Below are 14,192 nucleotides of genomic sequence, written 5' to 3' on the forward strand. Positions count from 1 at the left end.
AAACAGAAATGATCGGCAGGGAAGATGTCGGCACGATCGACGATCTGCACGCCTCCGCCACCAAGGTGATCGGCCTGGACGATTTCGGCGCCGACGACTACCGCACCGGACTGTCGGTGCTGCTGGAATCGTTCGAACGCGACGCCGAACTCACCCCGTTCGGCAACAAGGTCAACCGGGCGTTCCTGCGCGGCGCCCTCATCGCCCGGGCGCTGAGCGAAGCCGGCTGGAAACAGTATCCGCAGCATGCCGAGGTAGGAATCGAACGCCCGATTTTCGTCACCGGGCTACCGCGCTCGGGTACGACGGCCGTGCACCGCCTGCTCACCGCCGACCCCGGCCATCAGGGCCTGGAAATGTGGCTGACCGAGATGCCGCAGCCCCGCCCGCCGCGCGAGACCTGGGAGCAGAACCCGGTGTTCCAGCAGCTCCAGGCTGCCTACGAGAAACATCACGTGGAGCATCCGGAATTCATGGGCGTGCACCATATCTCGGCCGACCAGGTGGAGGAGTGCTGGCAGCTGCTGCGGCAGTCGGCGATGTCGATCTCCTACGAATGCCTGGCCTACCTGCCGCGCTACTCCGAATGGTTACGCGACCAGGACTGGACGCCCGCCTACGCACGCCACCGCCGCAATCTGCAGCTGATCGGGCTCAACGATCCGGATCGCCGGTGGGTGCTGAAGAACCCGAGCCACCTGTTCGCGCTCGACGCCCTGCTCGCCGTATACCCCGACGCACTGATCATCCAGATGCACCGGCAGCCACGCACCATCGTGGCGTCGGTGTGCAGCCTGAACGAGCAGGCCACGGACGGCTGGTCGGAGAAGTTCCGCGGTCCGGTGGTGGGGGAGGCGCAGCTCGAGCTGTGGTCCCGCGGCGCACGGACCTTCCTCGCCGATCGCGCGAAGTATCCCGCCGCGCAGTTCTGCGATGTGTACTACGAGGATTTCGTCACCGATCCGCTCGCCACCGTCGAGCGGGTCTACGACCACTTCGGGATCGAATTCACCGAAGCGGCACGTACGCAGATGGCCGGCCTGCACAGCGAATCCACTTCGGGCGCCGCACGTCCCGCGCACAAGTACTCGCTGGCCGATTTCGGTCTCACTGCCGACCAGGTCGACGAGGCATTCGCCCCGTACCTCGCCGAGCACTACCCGGGCGGAAACCGCAAATAAACCGGGCACCGGACAGTGAGACGCTGCGGCACTCACTGTCCGGGTGTGCCGGTTCGGCTCCGTGCACGAGCCGGCTGTGGCCGAAAAGTCGGTTATTGCTGTGCCACCAGATAACGGTCCCAGACTTGTGCTTTGCGGTAGGGGCCGTCGCCGTCGGCGTCGTACTGGGATTCGTCGAACCGAACCCAGTACACCAGTTCCCCGGGCCGGGCACTCGACAGGGTGACCGGCGCCGGCGGTTCGGGTGAATAGTCGACGGTCCCGAAGAACTCCGCACGCCACGGGCCCGCCCACTCGGAGTCGTGGATCACCTTGACGCGGGTCCCCGCCGGAAGGGCGCCAGCGGGTAGGTCGATTCCCTCGGTCATCGGTTCGGCTCCGTTCGATCCTTGAATTTGAAGTCCGCGACCTCACGGGTAGTCGGGTTGCGTACGTAGTGGATCTCGATATCGTGCACTGTCTGGCTCATCTTCACCCACCCGTCCTCGGCTCGCCACCGCGGGTCCTTCAACCGGACATTGGTCAGGACATCGCCGTATTCCGCATTTTCCTTGACCAAGTTCATCGCCTCGGCCTCCTCCCGGCTGCCGGGTGTCGTGCGGCCGGTGGAATCCTTGGGTTTGTTCTGCAGATCCTCGGGTGTTTTCCGATGGTCGGCAGGACGGGCGACCGCCAGGTGGGTTTCACCGTTGACCCGCACCTCGAAGGGCCGGTCGAGCTTGCTGAAAGTGTTGCTCGCATCGTTGATCCCGAGGCTCGCGTCGTCGAGTCTGCGAGCGGTATACGAGCTGATCGACCTGGCGATTCGCTCGAGCTGATCCCGGGCCAGGATGACAATACGTTTGGATTGCACAGCCCCGCACCTCCCGGGTACGCCTCCTCCCGATGGCGCGTACTTGTTTTCAGACTAATGCCTGAGAGCGTCACCGGTGGGGCGCCTGCCGCGAAGTTGTGGGCTGCCCTGTGCGCGGCCGAGCCTCAGGGCTGGCCGGGTTTCAGCACGATGAACAGCCCGTGGGCTTCGGCGCAAAGCAGGTCACCGTCGTGCAGGGTGGCCTTGATCCACACCTTGCGGCCCTCCTGGCGTTCACCCCAGGCACGTAGCTGCAGTTCCTTGTTCAGCGGTGTGATCGCCCGGTAGTCGACGGTGAGCGAGGCCGTCCGGGTGACCGACCCGGAATACAGCGAACCGGCCAGACCCATCAGATCGTCGAACCCCAGCGAGACGTACCCGCCGTGCGCCGCCGCGTTCCCGCCCAGATGGAAGGTGCGATAGGTGATCCGGGCCTCGACGCCGTCCGGTTTCGCGCGATCCACCCGGTAGGGCGGCAGGGTCACATTCCCCCGGGACGGCAGATCGAAACGGTTCCAGCCGGGCGCGTCCCATTCCTCGTGCACGTGGGCGCCGAGCCGGTCGTTGAGTTTCTCCAGGATCCCGGCCGCTTCCTGCACCAGATCGTCGGGCGGTACGGCCAGCCGCGCCCGGTCCATGAGCGTCCGGACCTGTTCGACGAAATCACCGTAGTGGGGTCCGCCGCGGCTGGTGTCCACCGACCGGATCTGATTCATCAGCTCCGACATCGGCCGGAATCCGCCTTCGTGATGCTCCGCGCTGGGGAGTGCGTTCCCGGCCTCGTCTTCGCTCATGAGAACACGTTATCGTTCGGGTCCGGGGCCGCGGCCGGGCGGGGCAGTCTCGCGCGCCCGCGCACCGGCCGTCCCCGCGCTGCTCGCGCCGCGTAGGCTGCCCGGCAACGGCTGTCCGGCAGTACCTTTTCGCCGGGCGGCCGGTGCCTGTTCGTGGGAGGATTTCCGGACGGGGTGATACGCACGCGGGGCGGTCGGCTCGGGCCGCCGGGAGGACGACAGATGCCGACGACGCCACTGACCCAGCAGAACTTCCAGACGGTCGTGGCCACCAACCATATTGTGCTGGTGGATTTCTGGGCGACCTGGTGTGGCTGGTGCACCCGGTTCGCGCCGGTCTACGAGGCCTCCTCCGAAACGCATCGCGATATCGTGCACGCCACGGTCGAGGCCGAGGCCGAACCCGCCCTGGCGGCGGCGGGGCAGGTCGACCGCTACCCGTGGATCATGGGGTTCCGCGAGGGCATGCTGGTGTATTCGAAGGCCGGATTCCTGCCCGCCGAGCAGCTCGAGGAACTGGTCCAGCAGATCCGGTGGATGGATATGGAGACCTTCCGGCGCGAACACGGACAGCCGTCCCGCGAGCCGGCGGTGCCCGCGGAACCCGCGGCCGGCCGGGCCGGGCCCGCCCCCGGGCCACAGTCCTACGGCTGGCCCGGTCTGCGGCCGGCGTGAACGGCGCATTCGAACCGGGCGCGGTATTCGCCGGCTACCGCATCGAACGGCTCCTCGGAACGGGCGGTATGGGCCAGGTCTATCTGGCCCGCGACCGCGACCTACCGCGTCCGGTCGCCCTGAAACTGCTGAACCCGATGGCCGGCGACGAGCGGGAGGTCCGGGCCCGGTTCCTGCGCGAGGCCGATACCGTGGCGCGGCTCGCCCACCCGAATATCGTCGCCGTCTACGCCCGCGGGGAAGAACAGAACCGCCTCTGGATGGCGATGCAGTACATCGAGGGCACCGATGTCGCGGCGGTTCTGCGCGACGGGCCCGTCCGGCCCGACCACGCGGTACGGATCACCGAGGAAACCGCGCGCGCCCTCGACCACGCCCATACCGCCGGGGTCCTGCACCGCGATGTGAAACCCGCGAATATCCTGCTGGCCTGGGGCGAGCACCAGCGGGTGTACCTCTCCGATTTCGGTATCGCCAAGGCGCTCGACCGTTCCGACGGGCTCACCCGCACCGGCGAGCTGTACGCGAGTTTCCACTACGCCGCGCCCGAATACTTCGAGATGCGGCCCGATATCGACCGCCGCGCCGATGTGTACTCGCTGGGCTGCACGCTGTACTACCTGCTGACCGGCCGGTTACCGTACCCGGCGACGACCACCGGGGCACTGATCAACGCCCATCTCAATGCGCCGGTGCCGCGGCCGTCGGAGGCCGATCCGCGGGTGCCGCGCGGATTCGACGGTGTGATCGCCAAGGCCATGGCGAAGAACCCCTACGAGCGTTTCGCGAGCTGCGGTGAACTGGCGCTGTCCGCCCGCCGGGCGCTGACCGAGCCCGCGGTTACCATGCCGGCGACCCTGCCCGTACCGCCGGTCGCGCAGTCCGCGCCGCCTCCGCCGGCCCGGTCGCCGCGCCGCCGCAGGCGGATATCGGCAGCGCTCGCCGCCGCGGTCGCGCTGGCGGTATTCGGAACGGCCGCCTGGCTCACCGGGATATGGCGCACCGGGACCGCCGGCTCGGACGGTCCACCGGTACCGCCCGCGAATCCGAAAGCCGCCGCCGAACAGGCCGCCTGCGCGTACACGACCTTGGTCGGCACGTACGACTACGCGGACCCGGCGGGCTGGGAACGGCAAGTGCAGGCCGGCGCCACCGGGCAGTGGAAGGGCCAGGCCGAAACCGTCCTGCCGATGGCCCGGGTCCTCATCTCCGCCGATCCCGAGCGGTCCCGGGTCGAGGAGGCCACCTGCACGGCGACGATGAGCGCCGGCGATACCCGCGCCGAGGTCCAGGTGCAGCTCACCACCCTCAATGCCGAACCCGGCGCCGCCGAGACACCACGGGAACTGTCGGTGTCCACCGTGATGGAACTCGTCGACGGCCGGTGGCTGTGCAGCGTGTTCAATGCGCCGTTCATGCCGGGATGATGTGTTGTGAGGGTTTGCACACCGCTGGAACGGGGCATCGTCGATAGCGTCCGGTTCGCTACGCATAAGCTGGCCGGGCTGCACGATGGAGGTAAGTCTTGACGGTCGAGGTACTGGCCGACCCGGAATCGGGCGGGTCGTGGCAGGGCGGGCAACAGCCGGTCCGGCCGGCTCCACCGGTATCGATGATCGAGCGGATGACATCGATCCTGGACGCGTTCGCGCCCGCCACACCGGTGCTCACCCTGCAGGACCTGGTGGAGCGCACCGGCCTGCCCCGGTCCACGGTGCACCGCATCCTGGACCAGATGATCCGGTTGCGCTGGCTCGCGCATTCGCCCGGCGGCTACCGCCTGGGCCTGCGGACACTGGAACTGGGTGGCCTGGCCGCCGGCCACAACGAACTTCGCGCAGTGATCGGCCCGCTACTGCACGAACTGTGCCAGCGGACCGCTTCGGTGGGACATCTCGGTGTCCTGGACGGCCGCGACGTGGTGTACCTGGACAAAACCGGTGGCCGCAACAGCGCCACGGTCCCCACCCGGGTCGGCGGCCGGCTACCGGCGCACAGCACCGCCCTCGGTAAGGCGCTGCTGGCCGGCCTGGATCCCGGTGTCGTGGAAACATCGCTGCGCGAACAGCTTCCCCGGCTCACCGCACGCACGATCGGTGACCGGCTGGAACTGCACCGCGAACTGGCCCGGATCCGCAGCCGCCAGGGGGTCGCGGTGGACAACGAGGAAGCGGTCACCGGAATCGGCTGCGTAGCGGTACCCGTCCGGCGCCGGGGAGTGGCGGTGGCCGCGCTGTCACTGGCGACCCGGATCGGCGCCGGACGCCCCGTCGTCGACACCGGCCGCCAAGCGCAGCAACTCTCCGCGCTGGCCGCCGAGGCCGGACGGCTACTGTCCCGCGACTGAGCCCGGGGGTGCCGTGACGTGCACGGCGCAGCCCGATACCCATGTGGCTGGAAGCTCGCAGCCGCGAAACGAGACGCCGATGCGAGAGGGCACGAGCCTGAGCACCCCCGGGGAGACGCGGTTCGCCCGGAGGACGGGCAGGGCCGGCGCCGGGAGTCGTTCCAGGCGCCGCCGCCAGACCGTTTTCGGAGCGTCGTCTAGATCGACTCCTGCCCAGGCCGTCATACACTTTCCGGGGAACTGCGCGCACCTGTGCGGAAGTGTTGCCCGCGGCCGAGACGCGCGAGTCGCGTGGTGCGCCAGCCGTGCCACGGGGAGTGGTGTGGACTGGATGTCAGGCCGAGCGGAGGGACGCGGCGAGCGCACGGCCTGCGGCGCGTCCGGAGAAGATGCAGCCGCCGAGGAACGTCCCTTCCAGGGCGTTGTAGCCGTGCAGACCACCGCCGCCGAATCCGGCCACCTCGCCCGCGGCGTACAGCCCGGGGAAGGGGGTGCCGTCGGAACGCATCACCCGGGAGTCCAGATCGGTTTGCAGGCCGCCCAGCGTTTTGCGGGTGAGGACGTTGAGCCGGACCGCGATGAGCGGCCCCGCCGCCGGATCGAGGATCCGGTGCGGTTTCGCGACGCGGGCCGTCTTGTCGCCGAAGTAGGTGCGCGCGTTGTGGATCGCGCTCACCTGGGCGTCCTTGGTGAACTTGTTGGTGATCTCCCGGTCGCGTGCGACGATCTGGCGTTCCATATCCGCAAAGTCGAGCTGCGGGCCGCGGGCGATCGCGTTCATACCGTCCACCAGTTCGCGGAGGGTATCGGCGACCACGAAATCGGCGCCGTGCTCCTTGAACGCCTCCACCGGGGCGGGCGCGCCCTTGGTGAACCTGCTGCGTACCGTGGTGAGCCGGTCCTTGCTGGTGATATCGGGGTTCTGCTCCGACCCCGAGAGCGCGAACTCCTTCTCGATGATCGCCTGGGTCAGCACGAACCACGAATAGTCGTGCCCGGTCGACAGAATGGCCTTCATCGTGGTGTTGGTATCGAAACCGGGGAAACACGGCGCGGGCAGTCGTTTACCGTTCGCGTCGAACCACAGCGACGACGGGCCGGGAATGATACGGATCGCATGGTCGGGCCAGATCGGGTCCCAGTTGTTGATGCCCTCGGTGTAGTGCCACATGCGGTCCCGGTTCACCAGCGCGGCGCCCGCGGATTCGGCGATACCGAGCATCCGGCCGTCCACATGTGCCGGCACCCCGGAGATCATGGTGCGCGGAGCGGGGCCCAGCCGGTCGACCGGCCAGTTGCGCCGGATGAGGTCGTGATTGTGACCGATACCGCCGGTGGTGACCACGACCGCGCCGGCCCGGAATTCGAAATCGTCCACCACGGTGCGCGACGTGGCGACCCCGCGGGCCAGCTCGGTGGGTTCCAGCACACTGCCGCGGACCCCGGTGACCGCACCGTCGTCGACCAGCAGGTCGTCGACCCGATGCCGGAACGCGAACCGCACCAGGCCGTTGCGTTCCGCTTCCAGGACCGGGTTCAGAAAGATCTCCAGGACCCCGGGCCCCGAGCCCCAGGAGATATGGAACCGCGGCACCGAATTGCCGTGGCCGTCGGCGAGGGCTCCACCGCGTTCGGCCCAGCCGACCAGCGGCGTGACCCGCAGCCCGAGGTCGTAGAGGTAGTCGCGTTTCTCGGTGGCCGCGAACTGCACGTAGGCCTGCGCCCACTGCCGGGCCCAGTGATCCTCGTCGTCCCGGTCGAATCCGGCCGAACCCAGCCAGTCCTGCAGGGCCAGTTCATAGGAATCGTGGATGCCGAGCCGCCGCTGTTCCGGGCTGTCGACGAAGAACAGCCCGCCGAGCGACCAGAAGGCCTGCCCGCCCAGATTGTTGCGGTTCTCCTGGTCGACGACGAGAACGCGATGCCCGGCCCTTGTCAGTTCGTAGGTGGCGACGAGACCGGCCAATCCGGCGCCGACGACGATTACGGGATATTCGCCGGATACCCGGTCACCGGGAGAGGTTTCGGACACGGTTCACCCTTCGCTCACGGTAGTTACCGGCGGGAAACTTATCAGACCCGCGGGATCGCCGACGGGGGTTCAGCCGGGTCGCCGGGCCGCGAATTCCCCGGCCAGTTCGGTGAACACCGCGCGGTTCAGGACGAAGGCCTGTTTCCCCTCGTCCAGGATGCGGCGCTGTTCGAGTTCGTCGGCGCCGATACGGTCGAGCAGGGCGCGGTATTCCCGTTTGAACGCCGCCGGATTACCGATGCCGTCGAAAACGTAGAAGCGCACGCCATCCCCGCGATGCGGCAGATTCCAGAGCTTCTCGGCATGTCCGCGGATCACCTGCCCGCCGGACAGATCGCCCAGATACCGCGTGTAGTGGTGCGCGATATAGCCGCCCGGCCAGGTGCGGGCGCATTCCTCGATCCGCGCGGCGTAGGCGGCGGTGGCGGGGAGTGGGTCCAGCTGGTCGCGCCAGCCGGGCCCGGCCAGATGCGCCAGGTCGCGTTCCAGCTCCGCTGTACGCGCGAGTTCCGGTTTGATGAACGGGCCCGCCACCGGGTCGTCGGCGAGGGCGGCGGTGTGCTCCTCCAGCGCCCGGTAGATGAACCAGAGCTGCGCGGTGTAGCGGCGGTAGGACTCGATGCCGAGTACGCCGGCGAGCATCTCGGTGATGAAGGTGGAATTCTCCGCTTCCTCGTGTTCGCGTGCGGTGGCCTCCCGGATCCGCGTGGAGAAGGGGGCGGCCGGGTCGGCGGTTTCGGTGGTCTCCGGCATACAACAAACCCTTCCTGCGAACACGGCGGCCGATCGCCGCACCATTACGCGGCCGCGGGCGGCGTGGCATGTCACCACGCCGCCGACAGCCGGCAACCCGACGATACCGGGCGCACATCACCTGTGGGGATGTCCGTCAGCTGGCGTCGGAACGCCGGGACGCCGGTAGCGGCTCGGTCGGCACCGGGCCGGATTCGCCCGCACCCACACCCACCGGCTCGGCCGTGGCGCCGACGCCGACCGGCTCGGGCCGGGTGAACGGTATCGCCGCGGTGGGCAGCATATCCTCGGCCATACCCAGTGCTGCGGTGGGCAGGGACAGCAGATCCGCGGGCAGTACCGGCATCTCACGCATCTCCGGTGACGCTGCCGTGCCCGGGGTATCGGACAGGTCCCGCGGCTGCGCCGATACGGCCGAACTCAACGGTGCGGGATCCAGGTCGCGGGTCCACACGTGGTGGTCCACACCGGATACCGTGGCCCGCCCGCGCGGGGACGGTACCGGCGCCTGTGGTGCGGTGGGCCGCGGGGTGGTGGGCCGGGTGGGTCGCGGGGCCTGCGCTGCGACCGGGACGGGTGCCTGCGGCAGTTGCCCGGCGACAGGGAACCCCACCGGCATATCCGGTGAAGCCATCACCGCGGCGGGCGCGGCGCCCAGCACCGGGCCGTGCGTGCGGCCCAGCGGCGTGGCCCGCCGCTTGCCCAGGTTCACCGAGTACAGGCGTTTGGCCAGGTTCACCGACGGCAGCCGCTTGCGGGTGACCACGACCACCGGGCGCCGCAGGGCACCGAACTTGCGCAGGATCGGCGGGCGGCGCACGGTCCGGTCGAACCATTCACCGAGGGTCACCCCACCGGCCAGCGCGCAGCCGATACCGAACGCGGCCAGCAGCTGGTCCGCGCCGCGGGTGATCTCGTCGTTGAGCATGCCGTACAGACCGCGGTAGATGCTCAGGCCCGGCAGCAGCGGGGTGATCCCGGCCAGCGCCACGACCAGCGGCGGCGTCAGTGCCCGCCGGGCGAGCAGACCACCGGCCATACCGATCACCACGGCCGCCGCCCCTGCGGCGAGCACCGGCCCGAAGCCGGCCGCCATCACCAGCAGGTAGCAGATGGTGCCCATGGCGCCGCCGCCGGCGGCCGCGGCCAATGCCCGTTTCTCCGCGTAGCAGGCGAGGCAGAACGCCAGCGCGGCGGTGGCTCCCGCCAAGACCTGAACGGGCAGGTTGGTCAGCCCGTGGCCGGGGCCGAGATCCAAGGGCACCGTCGCGTCGAACATCTCGCCGATCCGCAGGGTGAGCGCGATACCGGCGATGATGCCGCCGGTCATCATCAGCAGTTCGAGCATCCGCGCGCCCGCGGTGATCGGCGCCCCGGTGATCGCGTCCTGTACCGAGCCCACCAGGCTGAGCCCACTGAGCAGTACCGTGATCCCGGCCGCGATGATCAGCGTCGGACTCACCGAGATACCCAGCGGTTCGGCGACGGCGGCAAGTACCACGGCCGGTGTGGCCGCGATGGCGCCGCCCACCAGATGCTGGAAGAAGAACGGCAGCCCGTACCGGTTGAGTGCGCGGTTGGTGCGGTCGATCAAGGCGGTGGTGATGAAGCTCAGTGCGACGATGAGGATCCCGCCGCCGAGCAGCAGTGAGATCGCCGCGGCCATCAGCGACCAGCCGAAGGTTGCCGTCCACCGCTTGTAGGGGTGCGGTGCCGAGGTGATGGCGTCGAGGGCGGCGCGCGCCTCGTGCGGCGGCACGATTTCGCGACGGATCCGGCGGGTGAGCCGGTCCACCGCGGCCAACCGGGTGAAGTCCAGCGAGCGGTACTGCACCACCCGCATGGAACTGACCGGCGGCAGCCGCCGGCCGCGATGTACCGAGATACGGATGGCGTTGTAGGTGACCTCGACATCGCACTCCGACAGACCGTAGGTGGCGACGATGAAGCGCACCGTGGTCTCGGTATCGGTGACGGCGGAGCCGGAGGCCAGCACCACTTCGCCCATCCGGATCGCCAGATCCATCACCTCGGCCACCGTGGCGTCGTCGGTGAGGTCGATCGGCTGCAGCGGGGCGGGTGCGGAGACGATCGTATCGGCGGTGGCGGGGCGGTCGGCGACCAGTTTCTTGATGGCACCGGTGATCACAGGCAAACGCAGGGGAGTACGCCGATGTTCGGCATAACCCGACGGGTCCGGAGAGATCTGTGGTGGGGAGGTCGCTCCTTCCAGGAATCCTTGCGCAGCCATAGCCGCGAAGGTAGTGGCCGAAGGGGGCTCTTATCCACCGGAAAATAGGTCGGATGAATGTGATCTTCGTTACGCACCGGTTTATTCGAGGTTAGAAATGGAAATAGGGGCGCGTTTGCCCAGCTGAGCGAGTTCTCCTCTGTGCGTCGGCCGCCACCGCGATCGCGTTACGCACGCCGCGCCGATACACCCGGCACATAGCTCCGGTCGCGGTGCGGACTTCGGCCGGCCTCGCCCGGCGCTGCCGGCATACCCGCTCACATCGCAACCATGTACGCCGCCGACACCGCGACCGTGCGCGGTTTGTCGCCGGGCTTCGCCCCGCCACGGCCATTAGGGTCGAAGGTATGAGCACCGGCAGCACTGCGACAGCACAACAGTTACGGCAGGCACTGGACGGGCCGTGGAGCGAAGTGCGGGAGGAAGCCCGGACCCAGCTCGCGGACGGGCGGTTCGCCGGTGATCCCGACCTGGATCTCCCTGCCGCCCGCGCCCGGGTACTGGACCAGATGCGCGAGATCGCGAAACTCGGCCTCGCCGATCGCGGGTTCCGGCGCGAGCACGGGGGCACCGGTGAGCCCGGCGCCGCCGTGGTCGGATTGGAAATGCTCGCCTATGCCGACCTCTCGCTCTGGGTGAAGTCCGGTGTGCAGTGGGGTCTGTTCGGCGGCGCCGTGGAGAACCTGGGCACCGAACGGCATACCGAACACATCCGGCAACTGATCACGCTGGACCTGCTCGGCTGTTTCGCCATGACCGAATCCGGGCACGGCAGCGATGTCGCGAATCTGGAAACCACCGCCACCTACGATCCGGCCACCGAAGAGTTCGTGATCCACACCCCGACCCCTTCGGCGCGCAAGGACTACATCGGCGGCGCCGCCGAACACGCCCGCATGGCAGCCGTGTTCGCGCAGTTGCGGACACCGGCGGGCGACCACGGGGTGCACTGCCTGCTGGTCCCGATCCGGGACGAACAGGGCAACGATCTGCCCGGCGTCACCACCTCCGACTGCGGCCGCAAAGGCGGCCTTCCGGGCGTCGACAACGGCCGCATCGTTTTCGACCACGTGCGGATACCGCGGGAGAACCTGCTCAACCGCTACGGCGAGGTCGCCCCGGACGGCACCTACAGCTCCGATATCGACAACCCCAGCCGGCGTTTCTTCACCACCCTCGGCACTCTGGTGCGCGGCCGGGTGAGTGTCGGCGGCGCCGCGGCCGCCGGGGCGCGGGTGGCCTTGAGTATCGCGCTGCGCTACGCACTGAAGCGCCGCCAGTTCGGTAACCCCGACGACGGCGGCGAAACGCTGCTGCTGGACTACCGGATGCATCAGCGCCGGCTGCTACCTCTGCTCGCCCGCTCCTACGCGCTGGCCTTCGCGCAGAACGATCTGGTCCGCCGGATGCATCTGGTGCAGACCGGCCAGGATATCGACCCGCATTCGCAGCGCGCCCTCGAGAAACGGGCCGCGGGGCTGAAGGTGGCACAGACCCGGCACGCGACCCGCGCCATCCAGGAATGCCGGGAGGCCTGCGGCGGTGCCGGCTATCTCACCGAGAACCGCCTGGTCACGCTGAAGGCCGATACCGATGTGTTCACGACCTTCGAGGGTGACAATGTGGTGCTCACCCAGCTGGTCGCCAAGGAGATCCTCACCGCCTACGCCGACGAGGTGCGCGATCTGGACGCCCTCGGCTGGGTCCGCTTCGCCGCGACCATGGCCGGTGATGTGGTGCGCAAACGCTCCGGTGTGCGCCAGCTGATCCAGACCCTGCGCGACCGCAGCGGCGAAACCGTCGACGAGGGCGACCTCGGCAAACGCGCCACCCAGTTGCAGCTGTTCGCCGACCGCGAGGACTACCTCACCCGCACCGCCGCCCACCGGCTACGCGCCCGGGCCGAGGAGACCGGTCCCTTCGAGGCGTTCAACAACGCGCAGGACCATATCCTGGCCGCCGGATCCGCCCATATCGATCGGCTGGTCCTCGAGGCGTTCATCGAGGGGATCGCCGATATCGAGGACGAGGAAGCTCGCGCGCTCGCCGAAACCGTCTGCGATCTGTACGTGTACACCGTGCTCGAGGAGAACTCGGCCTGGTTCATCATGCACCGTTTCATCTCGGTGGAACGGGCGAAGGCCGTACGGCGCGGGGTGAACGAACTGGTCGACCGGCTCCGCCCGGACGCCCTCACACTGGTGGAAGCACTCGGCGTGCCGGAATCGATGCTGGATGCCGCCATGCTGGACGACGCCAGCGTCTACGACCGGCAGTAGCGGGGCGGCCCGGCCCAGGCGGGACGGCCGGGTTCAGGTGGTCATGGGCGGTGGCGGTCGGGGTCTGTGCCCGGATTGCGGGTCAGAGCGGGCGCGGCCCGAAAGTGCGGCCGATCCAGACCGAGACCCAATAGAGGGCGATGGTCAGCGAAATCGCCGCGGCGGCCCCGCCGATGATATCGGTGGCGTGGTGGTAGTCGAGCGCGATCATGCCGGCCGCGCCCGCACACCAGGCGGCCGTGGCGAACGCGATGATCACCGCCCGGGCCCGCGCCGAGCGCAGCAGCAGGACCAATGCCGTGATCACCGATACGAGATGTACGGTATGGCCGCTCGGATACGCGAGATAGTCGTGCAGCGGCCGCCCCCACCACGGTTTCAGCGCCCAGGTGTTGACGGCCACCGCGAGCTCCGGCGCCAGGACCACGGTCGCCGTCTCCCACCACCGGCGTTGCCAGGCGAACCACACGGCGCCGCCGCAGAGCAATGCGAGTACGACTCCGGTGTTGGTCGCCAGCGCGAGGACCTCGGCCACCCAGGGCCGCGGATCCAGCCGGGGGTCCACGCGTGCCCCGACAGCCAGATCGAAGGTGGTGGCCCCGCCACCCGGCGGGAACGACCACGGTAACGCCGCTGCCACCGCTGCCGCGGTCGCCGCGATCACTCCCGTGGTTGCGGGACCGGCGGTCTGCGGGACCGGGACGGCACCCGGATATGGGTGCGCCGGTCGTTGCCCGTGGGCGGGGGAGAGATGTGCCGGTGGATCCGGGCGGTTCTCGGCCGGGCGGTGATCGTCTCCGGTAGGCCGGTCCGCGGGACACGGGTTCGGCGCGCCGGGTGCGGTGCTCACGAGCCGACCCTATCCACCGCAGGCGGCCACGAGGTAATCCGTCGTGCTGCGACGGTTCGGCGGAAGCGATGCCGGGTCGCCGGGCCCGGGCCTTATCGCGCGGATCTATCCGATGCGCACTCGACTGTGGCGCGCATAGTGCGAACGTGCGCCGATCGGGACTGCCCGGACGGCGCC

General features: G+C 68.9%; 11 protein-coding genes and 1 pseudogene. 5 read left to right on the forward strand and 7 right to left on the reverse strand.

The features are described from left to right. The first annotated feature begins 8 nt into the window (after positions 1 to 8). Positions 9 to 1,181, forward strand: coding sequence for a sulfotransferase family protein (locus tag ACFWPH_RS17105; protein ID WP_378752014.1), 1,173 nt, complete (start codon positions 9 to 11; stop codon positions 1,179 to 1,181). 92 nt (positions 1,182 to 1,273) lie between these two features. Here the strand turns inward: ACFWPH_RS17105 and ACFWPH_RS17110 are convergent, their stop codons facing one another. The 3 genes from ACFWPH_RS17110 to ACFWPH_RS17120 all read right to left on the reverse strand — a co-directional run bounded on the left by ACFWPH_RS17110 (position 1,274) and on the right by ACFWPH_RS17120 (position 2,828). Further along, positions 1,274 to 1,549 (reverse strand): hypothetical protein, encoded by a 276-nt coding sequence (locus tag ACFWPH_RS17110; RefSeq protein WP_378752016.1) that lies wholly within the window; start codon positions 1,547 to 1,549, stop codon positions 1,274 to 1,276. Next, positions 1,546 to 2,034 carry a hypothetical protein gene (locus tag ACFWPH_RS17115; protein WP_378752018.1) on the reverse strand — a complete coding sequence of 163 codons (489 nt, stop codon included), beginning with the start codon at positions 2,032 to 2,034 and terminating at the stop codon, positions 1,546 to 1,548. Before ACFWPH_RS17115 ends, ACFWPH_RS17110 begins: the two co-directional genes overlap by 4 nt. Positions 2,035 to 2,159: 125 nt before the next feature. After that, positions 2,160 to 2,828, reverse strand: a complete 669-nt coding sequence (locus ACFWPH_RS17120) for a PaaI family thioesterase (RefSeq protein WP_378752020.1) — start codon at positions 2,826 to 2,828, stop codon at positions 2,160 to 2,162. 222 nt (positions 2,829 to 3,050) lie between these two features. Here ACFWPH_RS17120 and ACFWPH_RS17125 point away from each other — a divergent pair, with 222 nt between their 5' ends. The 3 genes from ACFWPH_RS17125 to ACFWPH_RS17135 all read left to right on the forward strand — a co-directional run bounded on the left by ACFWPH_RS17125 (position 3,051) and on the right by ACFWPH_RS17135 (position 5,850). Next, complete coding sequence (locus ACFWPH_RS17125; RefSeq protein WP_378752022.1) at positions 3,051 to 3,503, forward strand: thioredoxin family protein; 453 nt, start codon at positions 3,051 to 3,053, stop codon at positions 3,501 to 3,503. Further along, entirely contained in the window at positions 3,500 to 4,930 is a 1,431-nt protein-coding gene (locus ACFWPH_RS17130) for a serine/threonine-protein kinase (RefSeq protein WP_378752024.1), read from the forward strand. Before ACFWPH_RS17125 ends, ACFWPH_RS17130 begins: the two co-directional genes overlap by 4 nt. A gap of 98 nt (positions 4,931 to 5,028) precedes the next feature. After that, complete coding sequence (locus ACFWPH_RS17135) at positions 5,029 to 5,850, forward strand: IclR family transcriptional regulator (RefSeq protein WP_378752026.1); 822 nt, start codon at positions 5,029 to 5,031, stop codon at positions 5,848 to 5,850. A gap of 334 nt (positions 5,851 to 6,184) precedes the next feature. Here the strand turns inward: ACFWPH_RS17135 and ACFWPH_RS17140 are convergent, their stop codons facing one another. The 3 genes and pseudogenes from ACFWPH_RS17140 to ACFWPH_RS17150 all read right to left on the reverse strand — a co-directional run. Further along, a complete protein-coding gene (locus ACFWPH_RS17140) occupies positions 6,185 to 7,882 on the reverse strand; it encodes an FAD-binding dehydrogenase (protein ID WP_378752028.1) in 1,698 nt (565 codons plus the stop codon). Between the two features lie 69 nt (positions 7,883 to 7,951). Continuing rightward, the gene (locus tag ACFWPH_RS17145; RefSeq protein ID WP_378752030.1) at positions 7,952 to 8,635 is read right to left on the reverse strand and encodes a heme oxygenase (biliverdin-producing); all 684 of its coding nucleotides are present in this window, start codon (positions 8,633 to 8,635) and stop codon (positions 7,952 to 7,954) included. Between the two features lie 742 nt (positions 8,636 to 9,377). After that, a pseudogene (locus ACFWPH_RS17150) lies at positions 9,378 to 10,790 on the reverse strand (threonine/serine exporter ThrE family protein); the annotation flags it as partial. Between the two features lie 443 nt (positions 10,791 to 11,233). Between ACFWPH_RS17150 and ACFWPH_RS17155 the strand changes: the two are divergent. Then, positions 11,234 to 13,165 carry an acyl-CoA dehydrogenase gene (locus tag ACFWPH_RS17155; protein ID WP_378752032.1) on the forward strand — a complete coding sequence of 644 codons (1,932 nt, stop codon included), beginning with the start codon at positions 11,234 to 11,236 and terminating at the stop codon, positions 13,163 to 13,165. Positions 13,166 to 13,247: 82 nt separating this feature from the next. On the opposite strand, the gene ACFWPH_RS17160 is transcribed toward ACFWPH_RS17155, so the two are convergent. Then, positions 13,248 to 14,015 (reverse strand): phosphatase PAP2 family protein, encoded by a 768-nt coding sequence (locus ACFWPH_RS17160; RefSeq protein WP_378752034.1) that lies wholly within the window; start codon positions 14,013 to 14,015, stop codon positions 13,248 to 13,250. Positions 14,016 to 14,192: the final 177 nt, after the last annotated feature.

The organism is Nocardia sp. NPDC058499, from assembly GCF_042719915.1.
Lineage (GTDB): Bacteria > Actinomycetota > Actinomycetes > Mycobacteriales > Mycobacteriaceae > Nocardia.